Source organism: Halococcus sp. AFM35 (genome assembly GCF_051195015.1).
Lineage (GTDB): Archaea > Halobacteriota > Halobacteria > Halobacteriales > Halococcaceae > Halococcus.
In genome coordinates this window covers 81,118-105,893 of the sequence record NZ_JBNTJU010000001.1, presented here as the reverse complement: position 1 = coordinate 105,893, position 24,776 = coordinate 81,118, and the positions used below count along the sequence as shown (strand labels likewise).

The 24,776-nt window shown below is 64.3% G+C and carries 32 protein-coding genes and 2 tRNA genes; 26 read left to right on the top strand and 8 right to left on the bottom strand.

Annotated features, from left to right (window positions below):
- Positions 1–35 precede the first annotated feature (35 nt).
- Together ACQUQO_RS00650 and ACQUQO_RS00645 are read right to left on the bottom strand one after the other, a co-directional pair.
- Positions 36–434: a DUF6684 family protein gene (locus ACQUQO_RS00650; protein WP_435076004.1), complete on the bottom strand. Its 399-nt coding sequence runs from the start codon at positions 432–434 to the stop codon at positions 36–38.
- 64 nt (positions 435–498) lie between these two features.
- The gene (locus ACQUQO_RS00645; protein ID WP_435076003.1) at positions 499–903 is read right to left on the bottom strand and encodes a DUF7541 family protein; all 405 of its coding nucleotides are present in this window, start codon (positions 901–903) and stop codon (positions 499–501) included.
- A 121-nt stretch (positions 904–1,024) separates the two neighbouring features.
- Between ACQUQO_RS00645 and ACQUQO_RS00640 the strand changes: the two genes are divergently transcribed.
- Positions 1,025–1,879, top strand: coding sequence for a cytochrome c oxidase subunit 3 (locus ACQUQO_RS00640; protein ID WP_435076002.1), 855 nt, complete (start codon positions 1,025–1,027; stop codon positions 1,877–1,879).
- A 24-nt stretch (positions 1,880–1,903) separates the two neighbouring features.
- Here ACQUQO_RS00640 and ACQUQO_RS00635 read toward each other — a convergent pair whose 3' ends face one another.
- Positions 1,904–3,046 carry a CBS domain-containing protein gene (locus ACQUQO_RS00635; protein ID WP_435076001.1) on the bottom strand — a complete coding sequence of 381 codons (1,143 nt, stop codon included), beginning with the start codon at positions 3,044–3,046 and terminating at the stop codon, positions 1,904–1,906.
- A gap of 134 nt (positions 3,047–3,180) precedes the next feature.
- Here ACQUQO_RS00635 and ACQUQO_RS00630 point away from each other — a divergent pair, with 134 nt between their 5' ends.
- A complete protein-coding gene (locus tag ACQUQO_RS00630; RefSeq protein ID WP_435076000.1) occupies positions 3,181–3,519 on the top strand; it encodes a lycopene cyclase domain-containing protein in 339 nt (112 codons plus the stop codon).
- A 116-nt stretch (positions 3,520–3,635) separates the two neighbouring features.
- Here ACQUQO_RS00630 and ACQUQO_RS00625 read toward each other — a convergent pair whose 3' ends face one another.
- Together ACQUQO_RS00625 and ACQUQO_RS00620 are read right to left on the bottom strand one after the other, a co-directional pair.
- Complete coding sequence (locus tag ACQUQO_RS00625; protein ID WP_435075999.1) at positions 3,636–4,580, bottom strand: pre-peptidase; 945 nt, start codon at positions 4,578–4,580, stop codon at positions 3,636–3,638.
- Positions 4,581–5,055: 475 nt separating this feature from the next.
- Positions 5,056–5,130, bottom strand: a tRNA-Val gene (locus ACQUQO_RS00620).
- A 137-nt stretch (positions 5,131–5,267) separates the two neighbouring features.
- Between ACQUQO_RS00620 and trpD the strand changes: the two genes are divergently transcribed.
- From trpD to ACQUQO_RS00590, 6 genes are all read left to right on the top strand, one after another.
- On the top strand, positions 5,268–6,287 hold the full coding sequence (gene trpD, locus ACQUQO_RS00615; RefSeq protein WP_435075998.1) for an anthranilate phosphoribosyltransferase: 1,020 nt from the start codon (positions 5,268–5,270) through the stop codon (positions 6,285–6,287).
- Positions 6,284–6,922 (top strand): phosphoribosylanthranilate isomerase, encoded by a 639-nt coding sequence (locus ACQUQO_RS00610; protein WP_435075997.1) that lies wholly within the window; start codon positions 6,284–6,286, stop codon positions 6,920–6,922. The genes trpD and ACQUQO_RS00610 overlap by 4 nt, the downstream gene beginning before the upstream one ends.
- Entirely contained in the window at positions 6,919–8,505 is a 1,587-nt protein-coding gene (gene trpE, locus ACQUQO_RS00605; RefSeq protein ID WP_435075996.1) for an anthranilate synthase component I, read from the top strand. The genes ACQUQO_RS00610 and trpE overlap by 4 nt, the downstream gene beginning before the upstream one ends.
- On the top strand, positions 8,502–9,128 hold the full coding sequence (gene trpG / locus ACQUQO_RS00600) for an anthranilate synthase component II (RefSeq protein WP_435075995.1): 627 nt from the start codon (positions 8,502–8,504) through the stop codon (positions 9,126–9,128). Before trpE ends, trpG begins: the two co-directional genes overlap by 4 nt.
- Before the next feature lie 35 nt (positions 9,129–9,163).
- Positions 9,164–10,474: a hypothetical protein gene (locus ACQUQO_RS00595; protein ID WP_435075994.1), complete on the top strand. Its 1,311-nt coding sequence runs from the start codon at positions 9,164–9,166 to the stop codon at positions 10,472–10,474.
- 326 nt (positions 10,475–10,800) lie between these two features.
- Entirely contained in the window at positions 10,801–13,875 is a 3,075-nt protein-coding gene (locus tag ACQUQO_RS00590; RefSeq protein ID WP_435075993.1) for an adenosylcobalamin-dependent ribonucleoside-diphosphate reductase, read from the top strand.
- A gap of 17 nt (positions 13,876–13,892) precedes the next feature.
- Here ACQUQO_RS00590 and ACQUQO_RS00585 read toward each other — a convergent pair whose 3' ends face one another.
- Positions 13,893–15,530, bottom strand: coding sequence for a molybdopterin-dependent oxidoreductase (locus ACQUQO_RS00585; RefSeq protein WP_435075992.1), 1,638 nt, complete (start codon positions 15,528–15,530; stop codon positions 13,893–13,895).
- A gap of 99 nt (positions 15,531–15,629) precedes the next feature.
- Between ACQUQO_RS00585 and ACQUQO_RS00580 the strand changes: the two genes are divergently transcribed.
- Positions 15,630–15,746, top strand: a complete 117-nt coding sequence (locus ACQUQO_RS00580; RefSeq protein ID WP_435075991.1) for an HVO_2523 family zinc finger protein — start codon at positions 15,630–15,632, stop codon at positions 15,744–15,746.
- Here ACQUQO_RS00580 and ACQUQO_RS00575 read toward each other — a convergent pair.
- Entirely contained in the window at positions 15,719–16,387 is a 669-nt protein-coding gene (locus tag ACQUQO_RS00575; protein WP_435075990.1) for a TVP38/TMEM64 family protein, read from the bottom strand. The two genes, ACQUQO_RS00580 and ACQUQO_RS00575, sit on opposite strands and share 28 nt — an antisense overlap.
- Before the next feature lie 81 nt (positions 16,388–16,468).
- On the opposite strand from ACQUQO_RS00575, the gene ACQUQO_RS00570 reads away from it, so the two are divergent.
- On the top strand, positions 16,469–16,822 hold the full coding sequence (locus tag ACQUQO_RS00570; RefSeq protein WP_435075989.1) for a DUF5830 family protein: 354 nt from the start codon (positions 16,469–16,471) through the stop codon (positions 16,820–16,822).
- Here ACQUQO_RS00570 and ACQUQO_RS00565 read toward each other — a convergent pair.
- Positions 16,806–17,810: a DUF7115 domain-containing protein gene (locus ACQUQO_RS00565; RefSeq protein WP_435075988.1), complete on the bottom strand. Its 1,005-nt coding sequence runs from the start codon at positions 17,808–17,810 to the stop codon at positions 16,806–16,808. The two genes, ACQUQO_RS00570 and ACQUQO_RS00565, sit on opposite strands and share 17 nt — an antisense overlap.
- 83 nt (positions 17,811–17,893) lie before the next feature.
- On the opposite strand from ACQUQO_RS00565, the gene ACQUQO_RS00560 reads away from it, so the two are divergent.
- From ACQUQO_RS00560 to ACQUQO_RS00485, 16 genes are all read left to right on the top strand, one after another.
- Positions 17,894–18,016: transfer RNA gene (locus ACQUQO_RS00560), tRNA-Met, on the top strand.
- Between the two features lie 69 nt (positions 18,017–18,085).
- Positions 18,086–18,355, top strand: coding sequence for a hypothetical protein (locus ACQUQO_RS00555; protein WP_435075987.1), 270 nt, complete (start codon positions 18,086–18,088; stop codon positions 18,353–18,355).
- A gap of 133 nt (positions 18,356–18,488) precedes the next feature.
- Positions 18,489–18,659 (top strand): hypothetical protein, encoded by a 171-nt coding sequence (locus tag ACQUQO_RS00550; RefSeq protein WP_435075986.1) that lies wholly within the window; start codon positions 18,489–18,491, stop codon positions 18,657–18,659.
- On the top strand, positions 18,656–19,024 hold the full coding sequence (locus tag ACQUQO_RS00545) for a hypothetical protein (protein WP_435075985.1): 369 nt from the start codon (positions 18,656–18,658) through the stop codon (positions 19,022–19,024). The genes ACQUQO_RS00550 and ACQUQO_RS00545 overlap by 4 nt, the downstream gene beginning before the upstream one ends.
- Positions 19,021–19,221: a hypothetical protein gene (locus ACQUQO_RS00540; protein ID WP_435075984.1), complete on the top strand. Its 201-nt coding sequence runs from the start codon at positions 19,021–19,023 to the stop codon at positions 19,219–19,221. The genes ACQUQO_RS00545 and ACQUQO_RS00540 overlap by 4 nt, the downstream gene beginning before the upstream one ends.
- Positions 19,214–19,864: a hypothetical protein gene (locus ACQUQO_RS00535; protein ID WP_435075983.1), complete on the top strand. Its 651-nt coding sequence runs from the start codon at positions 19,214–19,216 to the stop codon at positions 19,862–19,864. Before ACQUQO_RS00540 ends, ACQUQO_RS00535 begins: the two co-directional genes overlap by 8 nt.
- A gap of 317 nt (positions 19,865–20,181) precedes the next feature.
- Positions 20,182–20,736, top strand: coding sequence for a hypothetical protein (locus ACQUQO_RS00530; RefSeq protein ID WP_435075982.1), 555 nt, complete (start codon positions 20,182–20,184; stop codon positions 20,734–20,736).
- Between the two features lie 2 nt (positions 20,737–20,738).
- Positions 20,739–21,932, top strand: coding sequence for a hypothetical protein (locus tag ACQUQO_RS00525; protein ID WP_435075981.1), 1,194 nt, complete (start codon positions 20,739–20,741; stop codon positions 21,930–21,932).
- Complete coding sequence (locus ACQUQO_RS00520) at positions 21,932–22,366, top strand: hypothetical protein (RefSeq protein ID WP_435075980.1); 435 nt, start codon at positions 21,932–21,934, stop codon at positions 22,364–22,366. The genes ACQUQO_RS00525 and ACQUQO_RS00520 overlap by 1 nt, the downstream gene beginning before the upstream one ends.
- Positions 22,363–22,686, top strand: a complete 324-nt coding sequence (locus ACQUQO_RS00515; protein ID WP_435075979.1) for a hypothetical protein — start codon at positions 22,363–22,365, stop codon at positions 22,684–22,686. Before ACQUQO_RS00520 ends, ACQUQO_RS00515 begins: the two co-directional genes overlap by 4 nt.
- Positions 22,686–22,928, top strand: a complete 243-nt coding sequence (locus ACQUQO_RS00510) for a hypothetical protein (protein ID WP_435075978.1) — start codon at positions 22,686–22,688, stop codon at positions 22,926–22,928. Before ACQUQO_RS00515 ends, ACQUQO_RS00510 begins: the two co-directional genes overlap by 1 nt.
- Positions 22,925–23,083 (top strand): hypothetical protein, encoded by a 159-nt coding sequence (locus ACQUQO_RS00505; protein ID WP_435075977.1) that lies wholly within the window; start codon positions 22,925–22,927, stop codon positions 23,081–23,083. The genes ACQUQO_RS00510 and ACQUQO_RS00505 overlap by 4 nt, the downstream gene beginning before the upstream one ends.
- Positions 23,080–23,496 (top strand): hypothetical protein, encoded by a 417-nt coding sequence (locus ACQUQO_RS00500; protein WP_435075976.1) that lies wholly within the window; start codon positions 23,080–23,082, stop codon positions 23,494–23,496. The genes ACQUQO_RS00505 and ACQUQO_RS00500 overlap by 4 nt, the downstream gene beginning before the upstream one ends.
- Positions 23,493–23,699 (top strand): hypothetical protein, encoded by a 207-nt coding sequence (locus tag ACQUQO_RS00495; protein WP_435075975.1) that lies wholly within the window; start codon positions 23,493–23,495, stop codon positions 23,697–23,699. The genes ACQUQO_RS00500 and ACQUQO_RS00495 overlap by 4 nt, the downstream gene beginning before the upstream one ends.
- An 80-nt stretch (positions 23,700–23,779) precedes the next feature.
- A complete protein-coding gene (locus tag ACQUQO_RS00490; RefSeq protein WP_435075974.1) occupies positions 23,780–24,532 on the top strand; it encodes a hypothetical protein in 753 nt (250 codons plus the stop codon).
- A gap of 30 nt (positions 24,533–24,562) precedes the next feature.
- A complete protein-coding gene (locus ACQUQO_RS00485) occupies positions 24,563–24,775 on the top strand; it encodes a hypothetical protein (protein WP_435075973.1) in 213 nt (70 codons plus the stop codon).
- Position 24,776: the final 1 nt, after the last annotated feature.

The following is a 24,776-nucleotide window of genomic DNA, read 5'->3' as shown; positions in this document are numbered from 1 at the left end:
GGACGAAACCGGTCTTTGCGATACCGGTAGTGGCGTCAGTTCGTGGCGTTTTCGTCGGCGTCTGCGTCGCTGTTCCCCTCGTCTTCGACGTCGGTTTCGGCGTTAGGTTCCTCCCCGGAGGTCTCCGGATGGTCGTCGCTCGTCAGTTCGTCTTCGACGCCGCTTTCGAGCGTCGCGTCGCTCGCCGAGAGTTCGCCGGCGGCCGCCCCGCTCTCCTCGTCCCGCGCGACCGCCCGTCCGGAGACGAAGGTGACCAACGCGAGGACGACGAACGGGACGACCAACAACCCCATGCTGATGGCGGTCACGAACGGGTCGAACTCCCACGGGGTGACGAACAGGAAGACGAGGACGAAAAAGAGGATGATTCCGAGCGGAACGATGTTGACCGTGAGGTCGAGGAGGGTCTCGCGGTCGAACGTGCGCTCTGACATGAGCGGGAGTTTCGGCGGGCCGGATAAATAGGTTGTCGGTTCGCCACCCGGGTCCGACCGACCGTCAGATGGGTTCGCCCTCGGCGAAACGCCCGCCGGTGCCGATGACGACCGCGATGACGCCCGCGATGAGCAACTCGACGCCACGGGCGACGATGCCGTTCGGCTGGCCGATGACGCCCGCGACCGCGCCGAACGTGATGCTGTCGAGTTGAGTCACGGTGACGAGCATACCGAGCACACAGAGCACGACGCCGAGCCCCGCGAGTAGGGTCCACGGGCGCTCGGCGTAGCCCGATTCGAGGACGATGCCGGTGATGGCTCCCACGAACAGCAGGAGACCGCCGACGGCGACGGCGAACACGTTGAACAGCAGGCCAAGCTCCGAGAACACCAGTCCGAGCACGACGATGAGCGGCCACGGACTCGACCTCCGGTACTGGTCGCTCAACCCTGGCTGGTCGTCCATACCCACCTGTGGGCCGCGAACGTAACAAACCCATCGAAAGTCGACTCCGTCACGCCGGAGCGATTCGGGGGTGTCGGTCGGTGTAAGAGGGTTTTTAATCGTCGGTGTGCAACCGGCGCGTATGGGAACCGCCGACGACACGAGCGAAGGGGAGGGTCACCACCTCCCGGCGACCGAGGACTGGCCGCGCGGGTTCGGCGAGGCGAGCTGGTGGCCGTTCGTTACTGCCGGAGGTGCGGCCGGACTGTATCTCGGCGCGGCGCTCTTTTTCTTGGGGCGGGGCGACATCGAACTCGTGCCGCCGATGGCCGGACCGGCGGTGTTCGTCGCCAGCGCCGGTCTCTTCCTCGTTGGGCTGTTCGGCTGGCTCTATCACGCCTTCGTCGCCGACTTCTGGGCGCGCGGCACCGACGAACACAGCGCCGGCACGCTTCGGTTCGCCATGCTGCTGTTTCTGGGGACCGAAATCGCCACCTTCGGGGCTGGCTTCGTCTACTTCTTCTTCATTCGCGTGGGCACGTGGCCGCCCGGCGAGTTACCCCATCTCCTCAGTTCGTTGGTGCTCATCAACACGGCGCTGCTGGTTGCCAGCAGTTTCACCGTCCACTTCGCCGAAATCGCCCTGCGAAAAGGAAACCGCACGAGCTTTCTCGGACTGCTCGGGGTGACGCTCCTATTGGGTATCGTCTTCATCGGCGGACAGGTCTTCGAATACTACACCTTCATCGTCGAGGAGGGCTTTACGCTCACCGACGGTATCTTCGCCAGCGCCTTCTTCAGTCTCACCGGACTGCACGGCCTGCACGTCACGCTGGGCGCGATACTGTTGAGTATCGTCTTCGTGCGGGCGCTCGCGGGCCAGTACTCCGCCGAGCGCCATACCTCCGTGAGTACGGTCTCGATGTACTGGCACTTCGTCGACGTCGTGTGGCTGTTCCTCGTCGTCGTGCTGTACGTCGGTGGTGCGGCGGCCTGAAAGGAGCGTTCGCGGCGAGAGGGGTTAGATCTCGTTGAGCTTTCTGAGAATCTGCCCGCGGCGCTGCTCGTCCGCTCTGATGCCCTTTCGTTCCAAGACGTTGCGTTCGAGTTTGTCGAGTGCGACCCGGAAGGCGCTTTCGGCGCCGTAGCCCTCGCCGGTGCCGGCGACTTGGCCCTGATTCGTCCGGAGGCGGATCTGACACTGAATCAGCGGCGTCCCGCGGAGTTTCTCCTTGTGCTTGTGGAATCGCACGTGGGCGTGGTGGACCTGCATCTCCTGGTACTTGTCGGCGACCTGCGTGACCGACTCGCGGAGGTCCTCGCGGGTGATGGTATCGAGCAGGTCGATGTTGGTGATCTGGACGTCCATGTGGTCCTCCTCGGTGAAGGTGAGCGCCCGGAGCACGTCGGTCTTGGTGAGCACGCCGGCGATGGTGCGGTCGTCTTCGGGCGGCGTGACGACCAAGCCGTTGTAGTCGTTGTCGAGCATCCGCGCGACGGCCTCGTGGACGGATTCGTCGCGCGCGACGGTCTCCACGGGACTGCTCATCAGGTCGTAGATGGGGATGTCGAGCATCCTGTCGGTATCGCCCGAGCGGTCGCCCTCGGTCTGCTGGTCCATGTTCCGCGTCACGAAATCGACGAGGTCGTGGGTCGTGACCACCCCGGTGATGTAGCCCGCCTCGTTCTCGACGGGGAGCCGGGAGATGCCGTGTTCGCGCAGGAGGTTGATGGCTTGGCCAACCCGGTCGTCCTCGGCAATCGTGATGGCGTCGTCGGTGTATATCTGGGAGACCACCAGCGCGTCGAGGTTGTCGAGGACGGCCTCAAGGATGGCGTCGGCAGTGACGATACCCCAGAGGTCATCGCCCTCGAAGACCGGCGCGACCTTCGTGTTGCCCTCGATGAGCATGCGCGCGACCTCGCGGACGTCGGCGGTGCGTTCGACCTGTGGGGCGGCGGTCATCAGCGCGTTCGCCTTCGTCGAGTCCTCGACGTGTGATTGCATCAGCGAACGCTGGGTGATGACACCGGCGTACGCGCCGTCGTTCGTGACGATGAGTCCACGCGGGTTCTCCTCCTCGAAGGCCGCCCGGACCTTCCCGAGGCGCTGGTCGGCGCTCACTTCGGCGTGGTCAGTGGTTGCGATGTCGACAATGTTCATGCTCTCACCCTCGCCACTTCAACGGCGGGGCTAATCAACACTTTGCCCAACCCATCGCTCGCTCGACTGTTTCGGCAGTGAGACCACGGGTCGTTGCCCGGTAGTATTTGTCCGTCGCGTGCGTACAACGGGAGATGCTGCCGGACATCGGGGTGTTCGGGCCGTACACGTATCTCGTGACCGAGGTCGTCTTCGGGGCGGCCGCGCTCGCGCTGCTCGCCTACACTGGCTCGCTCAAGCGGGCCGCCCGAACGGTCGTCGTACTCTACCCGATTGCGTACGTCTGGGACTGGTACACCCTCCGGGTGGGGGTCTTCGAGATTCGACTCCGCACCGGCGTCGAGCTACTGGGGATTCCCATCGAGGAGCACATCTTCATGGTCGTCGTGCCGGCGCTCGTGGTCGGGATTCACGAACTCGTCAACGGCGTGCCGACAGTTGAGACCTCGGCCGTAAACGATGGAAAGCAATGAACCGACTCCGAGGACGGTAAGCGGACAACATGCCTACTGCCCCCCCCCCCTCCCACTTGAATCGCTCCGAGGCCGTGAACCAAAAACGCTTACCGGGAAAGGATATCGTTCCAATATTACTGACTGCGTAGGGTCCCAACACTATCGATGAGTACGTCAGCAGAGCCGTCAAGATCGAATCGAGGGATACCACCGGTATAGGTGTAGCTATCGGCACCCGTTCCGACTTCCCCTCTCGCTCTGTTACCCGAGATAGTATCGTTGGCGTTGATGTTGGCGCCATAAGCGGTCGTTTTTGTGAGATTCCCGTCGACGGTGAAATCGTAGTGTGCCGGCTCACCCGTGCCGCGAAACGTAATGACGTGATCGGGCCGCTGGCCGACACGAGCGGGTGCACCGTTGAGAAGGACCCGCATCACTCCACGAATATCGAATGCGTGAAGGGAACCGTCGAACGTGTAAGCGTCCGCTGCCGCGCCAACTTCCCCTCGACCGCGCTGGTTTTCGATCTCGTCAGCGGCATTGATGTTAGCGACGGGTCCAGTACTTTTTTCCAGATTGTCTTCGACGGCGAACGAATAGCTCGCACGCTCGCCCGTGCCTTGAATTTCGAGAAAATAGTCCGGACGACGGCCGACATGCGCTGCCTCGCCGTCAAGAAGCACGTTTGCCTCACCGTCGAGCTTGAACGCTAGCAGGTCGCCGTCGAACGTGTAGGCATCCGCCACCCTGCCGACTTCGCCGCTCGCCCCATTTTCCGAAATGGTGTCGTTGCTATTGATGTTCGCGCCACCGCCACTGGTTTTCTCAAGATTTCCATCAACGGCGAACGAATAGCCCGCTCGCTTGCCCGTACCTTGGATTTCAAGGAGGTGTTCGTTGGGGTCGGCACTCACAACACCCCCCATAGTGGTGACCGAGGCCGTAGCGGCGAGACCTGCTGCGCTTGTCCCCGCGAGGAACCGCCGCCGCGTAACGTTGACGGACGGTTGGGAGTCGTGATTTCCACCGAGTGAACGTTGCTGGGAGTCCGTCTCGTGAGCCGTGTTGTTGAAATTCATCAACAATAAGTATATCTACAGAAGGAGTAATAAGCTTTGTGTGTTTTTCACACTCAGACAGTATGTGTTATCTCCCCCCTCAATCACCCATCGATTGTATTTCTCCACTAATGACTCTCGACCGGCGAAGTCTCACCACCGACAGATACGTCGGATGAACTGACGGATTCGACGTTCTCAAAGATGCTCAACAGGTGACCATTGGTTGGAAGAAATAATCATTCCTTCGAGAGAGTCCAGTACTGACGCGTCGACGCTGTTCTCACCGAACTTCTCAACGCGCTCAGGAGGACTTCACCACCCCTTCACCGTTGACAGCGCGCTACTGGGAACCGGACACTGCCGGCTACTCTCAATGTACTACCCCCGAAGTAATCACAAGTTGGCAGACAATGAGAGATGGTAGCACTCAGCGCCCACCTCAGAATGTATCTTCCGGAGACGCGGCTCATCGGTGAAACTGCCAATAAGAGAGTGGGTTCGGGCGGATTTGAACCGCCGGCCTCCTCCATGTCAAGGAGGTGTCATAACCAGCCTAGACCACGAACCCTACCTGTATCTCCGATTCGGCTACGGGTACAATTGAAGGTTTCGGAACGCCCAGCGACCGGTGGATGAAGTCACCAGCGGTAGGTTTAAGTCGATGTACGGACTTGTGCATTACAACGCGAATCAGTACATCCTCACATGCAAGAGTACATCGAACAAGTGGCCGACGGCGAGGACCTCTCGCTATCGGCCGCGCGCACGGCGGCCACGGAAATCTTCGAGGGAGCGACCGAGGCACAAATGGGCGCGCTGCTCGCGGCGCTGCGGACGAAAGGCGAGACCGAGACCGAAATCGCCGGCTTCGCGCAGGGGATGCGCGCGGCCGCACGCACCATTGAGCCGGACTGCCGGCCGCTGGTCGATACCTGCGGCACAGGGGGAGACGCCCACGATACCATCAACGTCTCGACGGCGAGCGCGGTCGTCGCCGCCGGAGTAGGAATAAACGTCGCCAAGCACGGCAACTACTCGGTCTCCTCGTCTTCCGGTAGCGCGGACGTCCTCCGAGAACTCGGTGTGGACATCGACGCCGAACCCGCCGATGTCGAGCAGGCAATCGAACGGGAGGGAATCGGGTTCATGCTCGCGCCGGTCTTTCATCCCGCGATGAAGGCGGTCATCGGCCCGCGGAAGGAGCTCGGCGCGCGGACGATATTCAACGTTCTCGGACCCCTGACGAACCCGGCGGGTGCGGACGCCCAAGTCGTCGGCGTCTACGACCCCGAGCTCGTTCCTGTTCTCGCCCGTGCGCTCGCCCAGCTCGGCGTCGAGCGCGCGCTCGTGGTTCACGGCTCCGGCATGGACGAAATCTGTATCCACGGTGAGACGCGTGTTGCCGAAGTTCGGGGAAGCGACATCGAGGAGTACACGCTCACCCCCGAGAAGTTGGGTCTCGACGCGGCCCCCGTCGAAGCGGTCGCGGGCGGCACACCCACCGAGAACGCCGCCGACCTTTGGGACATCGTCGCCGGTGACATCACGGGCGCGAAACGCGACATCGTGCTCGCGAACGCCGGCGCGGCGGTGTACGTCGCTGGCGTCGCCGACACGCTGGAGGAAGGCGTCGAGCACGCCCGCGAGGCCATCGATTCCGGCCGTGCCGGCGAGAAGCTCGCCGCGCTGCGCACGGTCGAGGCGGTCGCGGGCGAGCACGCATGACGCGGACGAAACTCTGCGGGCTGACCAGCGAGCGCGACCTCGACGCCGCCATCGACGCCGACACGGACATGGTGGGGTTCGTCTCCGGGGTGCCAATCGAGACGCCGCGCGAACTCGCACCCGACCGCGCCGCCACACTCGTCGAGCGTGTTCCCGAATCGGTCACGAGCGTGCTCGTCACGATGCCCGCAACGCCCGCCGACGGGAAAACACTCGCCGAGCGAGTCGAGCCGGACGCGATACAGGTCCACGGCTGCTCGCCGGCCGACATCGCGGCGCTCGCCGAGCGCATCGCCATCCCGGTGATTGCAGCCGTCGATGCGGCCGATGGTGACCTCGAAGCGTACGCGGCCACAGCGGACGCGCTCGTGCTCGATTCGACCGACGAGCAGGGTGCGGGCGGCACCGGCGAGACACACGACTGGGCGCGCGCACGGGAGGTCGTCGCCGCCCTCGATACCCCTGTGCTGCTCGCCGGCGGTCTCACGCCCGACAACGTCGCGGGCGCGGTCGAGACGGTCGCGCCGTTCGGCGTGGACGTATCGAGCGGAATCGAGACAAGCGCGGGAACGAAAGACCACACGAAGATTCGACGATACGTCGCGCGTGCCCGCGGGGAGCCGGTGGAGGCATGAACGACGCCGCCCTGACGCCGAGTCGCGAGCGTTTCGTCGACCTTGCTGACGACCGGGATGGCCCGGCGGTCGTGCGCGCGGTGGCCCGGCTCGACATCGACAGCGAGCCACTGGCGGCGTACGCGACGCTCGCCGACGACGCCGACCACACCTTCCTCCTCGAAAGCGCCGAGAAGGTCGCCTCCAGCGACCCCGACGGGGCGTTCGCGCCCACCGAGGCGGACGGTCACGCGCGCTACTCCTTTATCGGCTACGGCCCGGCGGCGCTCGTCACAATTGGCCCGGACGAAACGGATATCGAATGTTTCGAAGAGCGGTATCGGGATGTCTTCGACAGCGGTACGGGCGATGTCCTCGACCGACTTCGCGGCGCGCTGCCCGACGTCGACCGCGTGAACTTCCCCGACACCGACCGCCAGCAACTCGATGGCGGTCTCGTTGGCTATCTGGCCTACGATTCGGTCTACGACCTGCATCTCGACGAGGTTGGTCTCGCCCGACCCGAATCGCCGGTGCCCGACGCGCAGTTCGTCCTGAACACGAAGACCGTGGCGTTCGACCACGCCGCCGGCACGGTCTCGCTGGTGTTCACGCCGCTCGTCCGTCCCGACGACGACGACCCCGCCGCCATCTACGACGCGATGGATGCCGAGACCACGCGCGTCCGCGAGTCGCTGTCGAACGCGGCGGTCGATATGGGTGGTTTCGAGCGCCACGAGGAGACGGCTGGCTCGCGCGAGACCTACGAGGAATCCGTACGCCGGGCCAAAGAGCACGTCCTCGATGGCGACAGCTATCAGGTGGTGCTCTCACGCGCCCGCGAACTCGTCGGCGAGGTCGACCCGCGCGGGCTGTACGCCGCGCTGCGGGACATCAATCCCTCGCCGTACATGTACCTGCTCGAATACGGCGAGCGCTCGGTGGTCGGTGCAAGCCCCGAAACGCTCGTTTCGGTTCGAGGGGATGAGGTCGTCTCGAACCCGCTCGCCGGCACCTGCCCCCGGGGAGCGAGTCCGGTCGAGGACCGCCGACTCGCTGGCGAACTGCTCGCCGACGAGAAGGAACGCGCCGAGCACACCATGCTCGTGGATTTGGCGCGCAACGACGTGCGCCGGGTGAGCCGGCCCGGTTCAGTACGAGTAGGAGAGTTCATGACCGTTCTGAAATATTCGCACGTTCAGCACATCGAATCCACGGTCACGGGGCGGTTGGCAGCCGACGACGATGCCTTCGATGCGGTGCGTGCGGCCTTCCCGATGGGGACGCTCTCGGGCGCGCCGAAGATCCGTGCGATGGAGCTAATCGACGACCTCGAAGCCTCCCCGAGAGGTCTGTACGGCGGCGGCGTCGGCTACTTCTCGTGGGACGGCGACGCCGACGTCGCCATCACGATTCGGACGGCGCTGGTCGAGCACGCACGACCCGATGGCGACGACCGCATCACGGTGCGAGCGGGTGCGGGCGTCGTCGCCGATTCCGACCCGGCGAGCGAGTACGACGAGACCGAGCGGAAGATGGACGGCGTGCTCGCCGCGCTCGAACGTATCGAGCGGCCATCGACGGTGCCGGAACCGCCCCAATGACCGCTACGCTGACTGAATCCGACGACCGCCCGCGCGTCCTGTTCGTCGACAACTTCGATTCGTTTACCTACAACCTCGTCGAGTACGTGAGCGAACACGCGACCACCGAAGTCGTCCGCAATACGGTCTCGCTCGACGACGTGCGCGCCGCCGATCCCGACGGCATCGTCATCAGTCCGGGTCCGGGCCATCCCGAAAACGACCGCGACGTGGGCGTCACGCTCGACGTGCTTCGAGAGGTGAGTCCCCACGTGCCGACGCTCGGTGTCTGTCTCGGACTGGAGGCCGCCGTCTCCGCGTATGGGGGAGCGGTCGGGCGCGCGCCGGAACCGGTCCACGGCAAGGCCGTCGCCATCGAGCACGACGGTCGTGGTGTCTTTGCCGGTCTCGACCAAGGGTTTCGGGCCGGGCGCTATCACTCGTTGGTCGCCACCGACGTGCCCGAGTGCTTCACCGTGAGCGCACGCACTGCCGACCTCGTGATGGGGGTTCGCCACCACGAGCACCCAATCGAATGCGTGCAGTTCCACCCCGAGAGCGTCCTTACTGGTGTCGGCCACGACGTGATTCGGAACTTCCTCGACACGCTCGATGGTGAGCGCGTCCCGAGCACGAATCAGTAGGGTTAACCCGACCAGCCACCCAGTCGGAACAACTCATGCGTTCGCGCTCACGTCAGCATCTCGGTATGTGGCTTCTGGTCCTCGCGGTCGTCATCGTCGTCGGGTCGCTCACGGTGAGCGCGGCCACCGCACCGAGCGCCGGCACGGCCGACAACGATTCGTCACGGGGTGCGACCATCGTCGGGATGCAGGCCGAAGGGGCGGTCACGCAGTTCAACGCGACCGGCGACGTCGTCTGGACCGAACGCGGCGAGAACGTCGACTACTTCGACGTGACGAAACTCGACAACGGCACGGTGCTCGCGGGGTTCATCGTCGAGGGTCAGCAGTCCTGTGGGGAGTACGAAGCACCTTGTTCGAGAACGGGCTACCGACTCATCGAACCGCAACCGGAGCCGCGCATCATCAACGAGTGGTCGTTCCCGGTGGCGACGAAATTAAATAGCGAAGTCCACGACGCGAACCTCCTGCCCTCCGGCGAGGTGCTCATGACCGACATGGACGCAGAGCGCGTGTTCACCGTCGCACCGAACGGGACGACCACGTGGCAGTGGAACGGCAGCGCGTTCTACGACGCGCCGCCGAACCCCAGCCAGACCGACTGGCTCCACATCAACGATGTCGATCCGATAGGGCAGGGTCGGTACATGGTCTCGGTCCGGAACGCCAACCAACTGCTGGTCATCGAACGCGGGCAGGGCGTCGTCGACGTCATCAACGAGGACACCAAGCGGGCGAATGATGCGAACTGCAAGGCGAACAACGGGCTTGCCGATTACAGCAACGACAGCGCGGGCGACGTGCGCTGTGGCGACCCATCGGTCATCGACCACCAGCACAACCCCCAGTATCTGGGTCCGGGCGCGATACTCGTCGCCGACAGCGAGAACGACCGCGTGGTCGAACTCCACGAGCGAAACGGGAGTTGGGAGGTCGCGTGGGGCGTCGATTCGGCCAATGGCGTCCGCTTCGACTGGCCGCGTGACGCCGACCGCCTCCCCAACGGCAATACGCTCATCACCGACAGCCGCAACAACCGCGTCGTCGAGGTCACGCCCACAGGCGAAACCGTCTGGAGCGTCGATACCGGCATCTGGCCGTATGACGCCGAGCGACTGCCCTACAACGAACTGCTCGGCGACGACCGGCTCCCGCAACTGAACGGCACCGGCGACGCACCCGGTGTGAGCGAGGACACGCTCCCGCTGCTCGGCCGAGTCCACGCCGGACTCTCCTATGTGGTGTCGCTGCCGGTCTGGTTCCAGCCATGGCACATCGGCACGGTCATCCTCGGCATCGTGTTCGCCCTCATCGGCGGCGTACTGGTCTGGAGCGGACGGCGGTAACGAACCCCCACGGCGAACGAGATACCCCTTCACACTTCGACTGGAGTCGGGCTTCCGTCGGTTGATTTTTCACGGCACTATCACTTCCACTCCGCTCTGGATACGTTTATGACCCTCCGGGAAGTAACTGAGAAAGCAGCCCACAGCCTGTGATAGCCGAGTAGTACCAACAGTATACTCAACCACACTTGCAAAAAATAAACTGAAGGCGGGTAATTTATCTGGGTGGCCATTGAACAGGGAGTTCGTCACCGAATGACCGATTTCACATCACACCGAACGGGGAGTATTGCCGGTCAACGCACGCACGTCGCGGGAGGCGGTCGATGAGCCGCGCGGACCGTGCGGCCGACGAGGTCGTCCTGCCAGTCAAACGCACCGACGGCGACACGCTCGAAGAGCGCCTGACCGCGAACGCCTACGAGAACATCCTGCCGGCGCGCTATCTGCGGAAGGATTCGGATGGGGAACTCGTCGAGACACAGGAGGACCTCTTCGAGCGCGTGGCGAGGAACGTCGCGCTCGCCGAGGCGGTCTTCGAGGCCGAACGCAACGACGTCGAAGTCACCGTCACGCCCGCACAGTTGAAGCCCGACCACCCGCGCCGTGACGACCTCGCGAGCGAGGTGTTCGGCAAGGGGACGACCGCCGACGACGCGGCCGAAACGACGCTCACTCGCTACAACGTCAACAAATTCGCCTACGAGACAGTGGTGCCCGAGCTGCCGGAGGACGTTCGGAACCACGTCGAGGCGACCGCCCAATCCTTTCAGGACTCGATGGGGGACCTCTCGTTCATCCCGAACTCGCCGACACTGATGAACGCGGGCGACGAACTCCAACAGTTGAGTGCGTGTTTCGTCGACTCACCGGCCGACGACATCGACGACATCCACGAAACGGCGAAAGAAGCCGCACAGGTCTTCCAGTCCGGCGGCGGGATGGGCTATGCGTTCTGGAAGCTCCGCCCGTACGGTGACGCCGTGGGTTCGACGGGCGGCATCGCCTCCGGTCCCATCACGTTCATGCGAACCTACGACCAGATGTGCGAGACCATCGCGCAGGGTGGCGCGCGCCGCGGGGCGCAGATGGGCGTGATGCGCATCTCCCACCCCGACGTGATACAGTTCATCCACGCGAAGAACAAGGACGTCTCGCTCGCGCACTCGCTGCGGCTCAACGACCCCGACGACTTCACCCACACCCAGTTCGTCGACGCGCTGGAGGAGGCACGGGAACTCATCGACGAGGAGGGCAAAGTCCCCGAACATCTCCGCAACGCCGTCGAGGGCCATCTCTCGAACTTCAACATCTCGGTCGGCGTCACCGACGACTTCATGGACGCCCTCGAAGACGACGGCGAGTTCACCTTCACCAATCCCCGGACCGAGGAGCCACACATCGCCACCGAGGAGACCAAGGAACTCTACGACTGCTACGGTCTCGGCGAGCACGTCGCAGTCGGCGAGGAGCTCTCGATTCCGGCCGCCGCGCTCTGGGAGCATATCGTCGACGGGGCCTACCAGAACGGCGAACCCGGCGTCATCTACCTCGAACGGGTGAACAAGGAACACTCCTTCGACGTCGAGGAGCACCCCGACCACGAGATTCTGGCGACCAATCCCTGCGGCGAGCAGCCACTCGAAGAGTACGAGGCCTGCAACCTCGGCCACATCAACCTCTCGACGCTTGCGGCGAGCGACGCGCCCGACTGGCGGGTCTGGTCCGACGAGCACGCCGACGAGTACGACAGTCAGGAAGCGGCGATGGACGCTTATCTGGATGAGGCAATCGACTTCGAAGCGTTCGACCGCCGCATCGAACTCGGCACTCGATTCCTCGAAAACGTCGTCACGATGTCGGACTTCCCAGTTGCGAAGATCGAGCAGAAGGTCCGCGAGATGCGCAAGATCGGGCTTGGAATCATGGGACTCGCCCAACTGTACATCCAGTTGGGCGTGCGCTACGGCTCAGAGGAAGGCAACGAGATCGCCCGCCAGCTGATGGAGCACATCAATCACGGCTCGAAGTCGGCCTCCCACGAACTCGCCGAGCAGCGCGGGAGCTTCGAGGACTGGGCGGACTCGAAATACGCCGACCCCACGGAGTACCGCGAGTGGTTCGAGGCCCAAACCGGCGAGTCGGCCGACGACTGGGCCGAGGGCTACCCGATTCGCAATCACAACACCACGACCATCGCCCCCACGGGAACGACCTCGATGGTCGGCAACACCACTGGAGGGTGTGAACCGATCTACAACGTCGCCTACTACAAGAACGTCTCCGACGACGTGCAGGGCGACGAGATGCTCGTTGAGTTCGACGACTACTTCCTCCGGGTGTTGGAGGCCAACGACATCGACGTCGAGGGCGTGAAGCAGGAAGCCCAAGACCAGATGGCGGAAAACGAATTCGATGGTGTCGAGGGGCTTTCAACTGTTCCGGACGCCATCGGCGAGCTGTTCGTCGTGACCTCGGACCTCTCTGGCATCGAACACGCGGGTGTGCAGGTGGCGTGTCAGGCCGGCGTCGATTCGGCCATTTCGAAGACCTGCAACTTCCCGAACAGCGCCACGGAAGAGGACATGGACGAGGTGTATCGCTACATCTACGACAACGGCGGCAAGGGTGTCACGGTCTACCGCGACGGCACGCGCTCGAAGCAGGTCCTCACCACTCGGGCGGACAACGCCGAATTCGCCGACGACGAGGAGGCCGCCGCGGTCATCGCCGAGCAGATCGAGGAGGTCTTCGGCGGGCTTGCCACGTTCCTCGACCACGAGGACGTGCGTGCGGCGCTCGATACCGACCTCGCGGGCGACGACGAGCCGGTCTATGCCGCAAAACAGCCCCGGCCGGACGTGCTGCACGGGATGACCCAGCGCATCGACACGGGGTATGGGAAGCTCTATGTGAATATCAACGAGGACGAACAGGGGAGACCGTTCGAGCTGTTCGCCAACATCGGTCATTCAGGAGGGTTCACGAACTCCTTCACCGAGGCACTCGCCAAAGTCATCTCGACGGCACTCCGCTCGGGCGTCGCCCCCAAGGAGATCGTCGACGAACTCGACGGCACCCGGAGTCCGAAGGTCGCCTGGGACAAGGGCGAGCAGATCCAGTCCATCCCGGACGCCATCGGCACCGCGATGCGGCGGTATCTCGACGGCGAAATCGAAAAAACCTATCCCCAACAGCGCAACCTCGCCGAGATCGCCGACGACGAAGGCACGGAACCGGAAGCCGACGGCGGCGTGGCGACCGAACCCGAGCCGGCCGGCGACGTGCAGGCGCTCATCGATAACGGCGAGAGTCCCGAATGTCCCTCCTGTGGGGCGTTCACGCTGTACTACTCCGAGGGCTGCAAGACGTGTGAGTCGTGCGGTTGGTCCGAGTGCTAGGCCACTAGATCCGGATTTCATCCGTTTATCGTCTTCGACACCCAGCCGGCGGCCCCGTTGGGATACGGACTCTGTTTGTTGTCCTTGGGCTGGAGGTCGCCGGTGCCGTCGACCGCGCGGACGACGACTTGGTGTTTGCCGTTCGGCGGTTCGTAGGTGTACTTCCACTGTTGCCATGCGTTCTGGGCCGACTTCGCCTCCTTTCGTCTGCTGGTGCCGGCCGGCAGAGGTTTCGTGAGCTTTGCCTCGTTCCACGTTTGTCCGCCATCGGTCGAGACCTCGACCCGCCTGATGCCACGCGCCCCGGCGTAGGTGTGACCGGCGACCTGTATTCTGCCGTTGTCGAGGTGGTTCACGGCGTGGAGTTTCGCCACCGTGTTCACGGGTCCGGTACCGTGCCAGCCGCGTTTCTCCCAGAACCCCTTCTGTGGTCCTTCGAGGACTTCGATCTCGTTCAGCCACTTGACGCTGATTTCGCCCCAGTGGCCACCGATGACCGCCCGCACCGGATTGCCGTGCTCCCGCGGGAGGGGACCGCCGTTTTTGCCGTAGGTGAGAAAGCCGTCCCGGAGGGTGGTGACCTCCATCTCCTCGTAGTAGTTGTCTACCGACCGGAGCATGACGAACTTTCCCTGCGGGTTGGCCTGTTCGAGCAGCCGTTGCATCGGCACACCCGTCCAGAGGTCGTTGTCCATCTTCTTCCCGTTGAGCGGGTCGCTGACACACCGAAGCGTGGCGAACCGGAACTCGCGTTGCATCGAGGTGATGTCGTCGTAACTCAACTCGATTTCGTTCTCGACGGCCCCCGTAATCGAGAGCGACCAGTCGGCGGCGTTGACCTGCGGGTTGATGTTCTGGATATCGACCTCGTAGAAGTCCTCGCCACTGACCAGCCCTTCGAGACCGTCGATGTCGAACGACCGCCGTTCGGCCTCGTTCAGGTACTGTTTGACGGTCGCAACGTTCGCGCCGTCGCCGGCGGTCGGGCCACTGTTGCCCCCGGGAACGTTGCCCGTGGCGTCGCCGGCAGCGCTCGTGTTGCCGCTCGTATCGGCCGATGCCGCGGATTGGGTCGAGGAGCTCCGCGTTCCGAGCAGATAGCCGATGACGCCGACGCCAACCGCACTGGCGAGGCTGCCGAGGACCTCCCGCCGTCCGCTCGATACCGATGTGTCCGTGTCCGTGGTATCGCCCGCTGCCACGGCGAGCACCGCGACGGCGACGACGAATGCGCTTGCGACTCCGGCCCCGAGTGCGGTCACCGGCGCACCCGTCAACAGGGCGGTGGCGAGCCAGACGAGCCCGCCAGCGAGACCGATAGGGGCGAACCTCCTGTCGAGCTGTCGGCCGGTGACGAGCGCCGCCAGAACGAGGCTTGCGAACAACACCGTTCCGAGCGTGATTGCGAGCAACAGGTTCGCGCGCTGGCCGAGGTGGTCGATACCGAACTGCTGGCCGATGTCGGTGAGCGTGACGATGGCAAACCGGAGGACGGCGTCCGGCATCGCCTGTGTGAGAAAGCCCGCAATCGGCGCGACGACGAACCCCTGCGTGTAGCCGGCGAGGGCGTACGACCCTGCTACGCCCGCAATACCGGCAAGGACGGCCGTCACGAGCGCCGGCGCGAACGAGTCGTTCGTGGAGGCGTGTCTCATGTCAGTAGAAGGGGCGACGAGCGGATGAAGCTTGGCCGGACTTCGACCCAATTTCGCCGTGTGGGCAAAGGTTCACCTGCGTGCCGGCGAAGACGGACTATGGACGAACGGGGACGGCCCTGCCCTCGCTGCGGGGCCGGCATGCAGCGCAGACACTGCAAGTACGTCTGCCCACGCCACGGCGTCGTCTATGACTGCTCGGACACGTTCTGGTGAACACGGCGCTCACGGAGGTACCCGTAGGCCGGGCCGGCGAGTGCGAGCACGGCGAGCGCGCCCGCCGCGAGCGCGAGCTCGACACCCGCACTCCCCAGTCCGGCGACGGTGAGCGTCGAGAGCGAACTGCCGGCGAGCACCGCCGCGACCGTCCACGGAACCTCACCGACGAGCGTCCCGAGGAAGTATTCCCGAACCCCGACTCCGGACAGCCCAGCGCCGACCGAGACCGGGTCCGCCGGCAGCGGCGCGAGCCGAGCGGCGGCCACGCCGCGACTTCCGCCGACGCGGGCGAAGAACCGCTCGCCGGCGTGACCGATACGCCCGAGCGCGCTCGCATCGCCTGCGTATCGACCGAGCGCGTACGGTGGCAGGCAGGTGAGGAGTACGCCGGCGAGCGCGAGCGGCACGCCGGGAAGTCCGTAGCCGTAGCCGACGACCGCAGAGCAGAGACTCATCGGCCACGCGACGAGCGGGCGAGCGAGATACAGCCCCGCGACAACCAGCGCGAACACGAACGGTTGCGAGCGGAGGTCGGCGATGCGGTCGAGCAGCGCGGCCGGCGAAACCGTGAGCGCGGCGAGCGCCACGGCTGTGATGACGACCGCGACCCCGACGAGACGTCGACGAGCGCGTGACACACCCGACCCTGTTGCGTGGGCGAGAAGCCGGTTTCGGTCCCGTTCCGCACGACGTTTAGGCGTCGGCGACCGACCGCTGGCGTGAGCAACGTCGTCGAACTCGGTGTCCAGTTGCTCGCAACCCTCGATGACGACGAACTCGACCTCGCCGACGCAGTGAATCGACTCGAAACCCTCACGAGCGACCCACACACTACGAGAACCATCCTCGATACGGCCGAAAAGCGCGGCATCATCGAGCGCGCCGACGGACGGGTTCGGGTTCGTTCCGGAGGTTTCGTCCGCTTCGAGCGCGACGTCATCGCGCGGGAGGGCGAGTTCACCTGTCGGCGCTGTGGCGCGTCGCTGACCACTGGGCATTTCATTCAGCTCGACGCCGGCGAACACGGCCCGTTCGGCTCCTCGTGTATCAAGAAGGTTATCGGTCGTCGTTGACTCGCCGCGTGCTGGCCTCCTCGACCAGTTGTTCGAGGAGTTCGGTCTGTCGTTCGAGGAGCTGAGTCTGTCGTTCGACGCGCTCGCTCAATGCGTCGACCTCGTCGGCCAGTTGCCTTTCGTCGATGTCCTCGCTCTCGTCGTGAGCGGTTGGTTCGTCCCCTGCGTGGTCGGACTCGGTCGCCTCGGGAATCAACGGGTCGGGCGAGTCGTCGGATGGGGAACGAGGCTGTGCCGGCTGCTCCGTAGATGGGTCGGCAGTACCACCGGCGTCGCGGTCGACGGTTTCGCGCGTCGAGCCATCGCCGATGGGGTCGGTGGCGACGGGTCGGGCCTCCGACTCGGCGGGAGCGGCGTCGGTCGTTCGCTCGGCTGTGCGGTCGGACAGTTGGTCGATGCTGGCGACGCCGTGGTATGCACAGAGCGCGCTTTCGAGGGTCTCATAGGCCTCGCGCCGGCCATCGCCGTCGAGTTCGATGTACCGCGGGCGTCCGTCGACGTCGATGCGGAGGTCCTCGTCGAAGCGGAGGTCGGTGACCCGCTCGAAGTCGTAGCTGTCGTGTTCGCGGTCCCAAACGGCCTCGCCGACGGAGGTGAGCAACTGTCTGTCGGTGACGATGAGCGTTCGCTCGCCGAAGCGGTAGCTCTCCTCGATTCGTTCCCCGTCGTCGATGAGTCCGGTGGTCCGGAGCACACCGGCGAGCACCGGCGGGAGGATGGTTTCGATGCGTTCACGCGGAGCCGAGAACGCCTCGACGCCGTGCTCGTACTCGAAGGCGAACGTCGCCTCGCGGCGGTCGGCCGAGACGTCGAAGCGGCCGACATCGTGGGGAAACTCCTCGATTGATTCGCTGCTGAACAGTCCCGCGGCGCGATAGACGAGCGTCTTCGGTGGCGTGATGTAGACCCGGTCGTCGCCGCCGACGTTCACGCTGGTCATCCGTCGCTCGTCGGCGAGGCGCTCGCGGACGATACCGGGAACGTCCATACGGCGACTGTGCTACCGACCGACAAAAGACTGCCGAAGCGAGATAGGAACGTTAATGGGCGCGAGTCCAGTACCGACTGATAGCCCGGGTGGCTTAGCTGGACATAGCGCCGCACTCATAGGGTTTCGAGAGCGGTTTTCCCCCGAGGCTGTCGCCTCGGACCTGGGATATGCGGAGATCGTGGGTTCGGAGCCCACCCCGGGCATTCTTACCGAGTAGTAGGTGCTCACATAAAAACGGGTAGCGCCAGCGCTGCGCAAGGGGTGGCTGCGTGATGCCCGCCCGCCTGCCGTTCGCCCGCTTCGAGACCCACGAGAGCGGGTACGAGCGCTGGCGTTCCTACGAGGACGGCCGCGAGGTCTACGTCTACGTTCACCGACTCGTCGGCGTCGCCGAACACGGCTTCGAGGCGATGATCGACAAGCACGCCCACCACGATATCTCGATTCCGTGGGCGAACTGGGGTAGCAATATCGAGCCGCGCGACCCGCCCGAGCACGGGAACTACCACCTGCGCGGGCAAGCAATGGAGGCACTCGACTGATGGCCGCCTCACGAGTGCCAGCGCTGGGTGGCTGCCGTGACTGTTTGACCGACCGGACGGTCCCGCTGCGAGACGGCACCGGTCGCGTGCAGTGTCCTGGCTGTGGTCGGACGTTCCGGCCAGGGGGCCAGCGATGAGCGACGGGAGCGAGGAGTCCGAACGGGCAGGTGTCGACTACGGCTTCCGCAAGCCGTGTTCGTGCGGCACGCTCTCGGCGTGCGTCTATCGGTGCGAGGAGTGCGAACAGGACCTCGCGAACAGCGAGCGAACCGTGCGGGTTTCGGTTACTGGAGGGACGGCATGAGTCTCGACGATATTACAGAGATCAACAGCGACAGCAGCGGCGATGGGAGCGACGAGAGTATCGACACCAGTGAGCTCCGCAAGCGGGTCGAGGACCTGGAGGTCGAAGTCTACGGCCACGACCGGACGACGGAGCTATCCGCTGGCGACCACGCCACGATCACCGTTAAGCGTGTGGTTGTCTTTTTGGAGAAACTGCGCTCGCACACGGACCCGGATGACATTCCTGGTGCGGCGACTGGAGAAATCCACGATGTCGCCGAAGCGCTCGGCCTAGACCACACGGTCTCGGAGCAAGCGCTCGAAAAGCTCCGGCGGCGTGGAGAGGTCTACGAAGCGCAGAGTGGGGTGGTGCGTGCCGTATGACGGGTGCTGGTCCAATCAAGTGCGGCGACGTCGAGCGCCGACGGCTCCTGGAGGAACTCGGCCGCGAGGACCGCGTCGAGTTCATCGGCGACGCTGCGGGGGCAGGGCGACAGGCCGAGGAAGGCGACCACCTCGAAGACGGACCGGACGGGAGCGAGAACACCGACCCGTACCGAGAGGCGTTCGCCGATGAGTGATGTGGTAGCCGCCCCGGAGGAGATGACGCGCGACGAGCTCGAAGCGTACGTTCGCGACCTCGAAAGCGACGTCGAGAACCTCAACGAGAGTACGTCAGCCATGCGCAACGAACTGGCGTTCATCAAGCGGACGCTCGTCGTGCTCACCGACGCCGAGATCGGTGGCGAGCACCACCCGCTCGAAGGGCTGCCAGAGGCCGGTGAGCAGACTCGTGGCGACATCGAGGACATCCAGACCGCCGTCGAGAGCCACGGCGAGACGCTCGCGACCATCGCCGACGTCGAGAGCGAGAAGAGCAGCGAGGGCGAGAAGATCGGAGCCATCGTCGCCTACGCCGATCAGGCCCGCGGTGGAATGGCGAAGGCGCTCGTCACGCCGAAGGAGATCGCCGGGGCGACTGGCTGCTCGAAGCGGTACGCCTACGACCTCGTCGACAAGATCGGCGGGGCTGACGAGGACGTGAGTGGCTTCGACGAAGGGCAGTACCCCTGGGCTGCCGTGCGAGAAGCGACGACCGTCCCGACGTCGACCGGTACCGAGCAGAAGCCGAAGGCGCTCAAGATAGACTTCGACCGAGTTCAACGGAACCCGGGCGCTTTGAACTGGTTCAACAACGGGAACGGGGGAGAAGGGGGCGAATGAACCCATCCAGCCGAGGAGGGAAACCACCTCCATTGAATTGAGATAAAGCTCGGTTGCGGTGTGGTGTGTAAGTATGTGTTGTGTAGCTGTGAGTAAAACCACTACTACACCACTACACACCCTCTGCAACCGCTTTCCGGCTGGTTCAATCGGGCCGATCCCGTTGTTGAACCAGTTCAAAACACATCGTCATGACACGAACCCCCGGAATAAAGTCCGAATCGCCGGACGGGGCGGCTTTCCTCGCCCTGTGCTGGGCTCTCGTGTCCGCATCGTCTGCCGAACAACTCCGAACAAACGAACCAGAACGAACCGACATGCCACGACTCAAACTCCGCAGTCCGACCGACAAACGCATCGACTACAACTTCCGATCTAGCGGCCCGATCCAGGACGTCGACGACGCCCACGAGGACGTCTCCGGCAACGAGGTCAAAGGTCATCTCTCGACTGGCGACGACGTCATCGAGTTCGCCGGCGTTCCGCTGGCCTTCCGCACCAACGACGCGGCGGCAGCGTGGGACCTCGACATCTTCCTCGATATGGGTAGCGGCGTCTTCACCGAGTTCATGCCAACGTACCTGAATGCGCCTACCATCACCGTACGCTCGTCGGGCGCGCACTATCTCCTCGGCGTCGCGGGGCCGGGGATGCTCCTCAAGGGAGCCACGGCCGACGACAAGGACGGTGTGCTCGACGGGCCGAACCGCCTCGTCGCGGGCAACGTTCGCAATAACGGCGAGGACTCATACCGGCTCTGGCCACCGCTCAACGTTTCGGGCATTGCTGACGGTCCTGCCAAGTTCAAGAACTCGGCGACCGACGCCGGCTGGCAGGACCTGTCGGTCGTCAAACCCAAGATGGAGTTCTGACGATGGGGGAACTCTCTGGCACCACGATCTCGGGAACCAACCTCGCTGCCGATGCGACGGCGCGCTCGAAGCCGCCGAAACCTGCTCCGAGCGACGGCGATGACATGACGCGCCACGGCGTCGCGTTCGACGAGAAACACAGCGTCGAGGAACAGTCCGACATCAAAGAGCGGACGGGTGTCCTCAATATCATCGAGAGCGACAGTTTGTTCCTCGGCGGCCGGACGCACGTCGAGGGTACGAATCGCTGGGGACTCGTCGGCAGCGGCGACACCACGATCCGCACGCCGAAACGCGGGTTTGCGATGCCGCTCACACTCCGCATCAGCCACGGTCTCGTCCTCGACGACCTCACTTTCGACCTCCGCGACGACCGCGAAACGGGGATGGGCGTGAACGCCGCCGCGGGTGATGCGCTCGAACTTCACAATCTGCGCTTCGTCGGCAAACAGACCGACGAGGAGCGCGCGCCGGGTTTCGAGGGCGGCACCGGCATGGAAAACCTACTCCCGCACGTCACGAGCGACGACGGCACCGGCCACGTCTCGAACCTCGAAATCACAGCCCACGGCGAGGTCCGTGACTATCCGACAGGGTGCATCCCGGTTTATATGGGGCCTTCCCATCGCGGGACACTCCATGTCGACGATCCGCATATCGAGACGAGCGCGATGCACACGTTCTATGCTTCGCGAACGCGCGGCGAGGTCCACGTCGACGGTGGGCTACTGAAAAACAACAGCAACACGAACATGCGCCTCTCCGGACGGTCGACTGTTAAGAACGCGAAGGTCGTTCTCGACGCGCCCCGCGACCGGTTCGTGGTGCCGGGTGAACACACGCGCTCCGGTGAGGATGAAGGCCAGTCAACCGAAGGGATTTGGTGGGAGAGAATGAAGTGGAACGGCTCGTCGGGTGGTCTCATCGAGAACGTCGATCTCGAAGTCACGTCCGAGGTGCCCGGTCAAGGTCTCATCCAGATCGACGGGTCGTGTGGCGAGGTCACGATCCGCGACTGCGATCTCTACAACACGACCGACGACTATCACAACATCATGGTTGACGAGGTCGGATCGAACGTCCGCGACATCGAGCCACCGGGTGCGGACTGGGTGCGTGTCGAAGGCTGCTCGCTGTCGGGCAGTGGCCGCCGGCCACTTGTGAAAGACCATCGTGGTACAGTGGAGGTCAGCTGATGGCGACTACCGAAGCACCCCGCGAACCGCCGACCGAGAGCATGCAGGGCGTCACTGACGAGGACGTCCTCCACCGCTCGCAGTCGGCGCATTATCATGCCCGAGCGCAGGCCATCCGCTTCCCCGGCGACCTCGGCGAGGAGCAACGCACGCGCGTGCAGGAACATTTCGATAGCGGTGGGTTCGAACCGGTGCCAGTCCAGGTGACCGCGCGCAACCGGCAGGGCGAGGCGCTCCGGGTGCGCTCGCAGTGGGACGGTGTCCAGCTGCATCTCGACGTCTGTCCGACGAGTGCTCCGGTACTCCCGTTCCGACCCGCGCTCGCAGCGACGGCCCGGTACTATCGCGAGCAACGCGCAAAGCTCGCTGCACTGCTCGTCGTCGCGCTCGTCGTGATCGGTGCGCTTTCACTCGGGCTCATGGGGGTACTATGAGCTTCGAACACCTCGGCCGCGCGATGGACGAACTCGCCGAACACGCCCTCGCGAGCATCGGCAGGACCATGCGCCAGCTCTCCCGCACGATGCAGCTGGCGTTCGCTCCGCATCCGACCGCCGAGGGCCGCCGTCTTGCCGAGGACCTCCACCGAGAGCGGTATGACCTCGTCGAGCGCAACAGCGTGTGCGTCGAGCGCGTCCCGGCTGAGACACACGACGGCGAGGCCGCGACTGTCCGCTATCATGACGGCAGCGAGTGGTCGGACGTCACGCGCTATGATCTCGCTGCCATCGAGCGCTCGCTGGAGGGGCTGTGATGTTCACCGACGAACAGGCCGCCCGCGAGTTCGCCTTCGACGTCGCCGATGCGCTCGCCGACGATCTCGACCGGTATCTCGTCCGGCCGTCGTTCGACGGTGCAAATCTCTACTTCGATTCCGACGAGGCCCGTGCCCGCGGTGCGCTCGACGGCCGGGGCTACCGCGTGCGAGAGGGAACTATCGACGAGGACGAAGCAGTCGGCGACTTCGAGCAGAAATTGGTGGTGCTACAGGGATGAGCATCCACTACCCCGACAAGGTCCGCGGCGTGCAGATAGCACTCCGCGATAACGGGCGCGCCATCCGAGAGGGCCGGTTCGGCGACGCGAAGCGCCACGCGCTCGCATCGTCATATCTGCTGGCCGACCTTCGCGACGAGCGAGGTCAGCGATGAGCGCCGACGCACGGACGCCGGACGAGTCGTTCGACAAGCTCATCGAGCGCCACGACTCGGCAGGGCCAGTCCTCACCGAGCACGCCGTCGACCAGTGGGTCGCCCGCATCTGCTGTAAGCAAGACGACGTCGCGCCGTGGGATCTGATGGATGCTTTCGAGCGCGCCGTCGAGATCGGTGCGCCGCGCAAGTCCGGCCGCGCTCGCCTGCATCCACCGACGCAGGCGGTGTTCATCTACACCCACGACTACAGTGGTGGCCCGCCGGTCATCATCACCGTGCTGTATGCGTGGCGGATGCGCCTCAACGACGACCACCTCAAACGTTGCGAGCGCTGCGGGCTGCGCTATCGCGACGACGGTGACGACGAGTGCGACTGGTGTGCCGGCGTCGTGATCGGAGGTCGGCCATGAGTCTCGACCCGACGCTCGCGAGAGCCATCGAGCGCGACCAGCAGCGAGAGCGCCCCGACTGGCACGACGGTACTTGTGAGCGCTGCGGCGAGGAACTCCTGGTGCTCGACGTCGACCATGCCGAGTTCGATGAGCTGTGTCTCTCGTGCTGCGATGACTGCGTCGAGGACGGTGATCTGACGGCGCTCGCGACTGGCGTCTGACCACGCACCCCAACCTATATATCTATTAAAGCATTTTCCTTAAAACGTCGTATGGCGCTCGCCACTCCGCGGCCCGGCTGATGCCTTTCTCGGTTGAGCGACGCGCCGCGATCGCCCGGCGGCTACACCATATTGATGGGTGGACATCCGAGCGGATAGCCGATTACTTCCGCGAGCAGGGGATCGCTGACATCAAGCCCCGGACAGTCCGTGGCTACTTCGACGCCGAGTCGGCCGAAGAGACGAAGCAGATTGTCCGCGAGAGCCACGCCGACGAGGACCTTCGGATCGCGCGCTCACTCCAGCGAAAGCATGACCGTTCCCGAATGGATGAGCGTCGCGCAACGAAAGATGAAGAGATCACGGCTTACCGACCGGCGACCACGGTCAACAGTTCTGGGCTGAAAAAGCAAGTGCCGGATTGGGAAGTTGTCAACCACCAAGACCACCGCGCGCCTGAGTGGGCTGAAGAGCGCGACACTGTCATCGAGTTCAAACCTCACCAGCGAATCACGATCCACCCGGGTGAGGAGTATTACGTCGCCGATCCGGCTGGCAACCCAACCTACGAGGAAGCCGTGGTCGGTGTCGATCGCGACGTTCCGGACCTTGCTGAGCGCCGCCGTCTTCGCGAGGACCAGCGGAGGAGTCTTGAGGGCAAGGCCACGCGCCTCGGAATCGACGACAACGAACTCGACGTCAATCTCGGCGGGTCCATCAACTTGGAGCACTCGGTCCCCGACGAGATCGTGACGGCGGTCGTCGGCGCGTCACACAATCGACTGGATAGCAACGCGGACGGACCGAGCAGCGAGGACAAGGATGACTCATGAATTTCATAGCACCGACAGGACAGCGTATGGATGAACCGACAGCAGATGGAGAACTACGTCGGCCTCTTGGCCGGTGTCGCTCTCGTCGGGATGCTCGTCGGGGCATGGTACCTCCAGCGCCCGATCACCGACCGAACGCTGGCGATCTTCGCCCTCTTGCTGTGGGCGACCCTCCAGATCGACATCTCGGCGGTGGTCCCGTTCCAGATCGTCACCAACGAGCGCGACGACGGGGAGGAGTGAC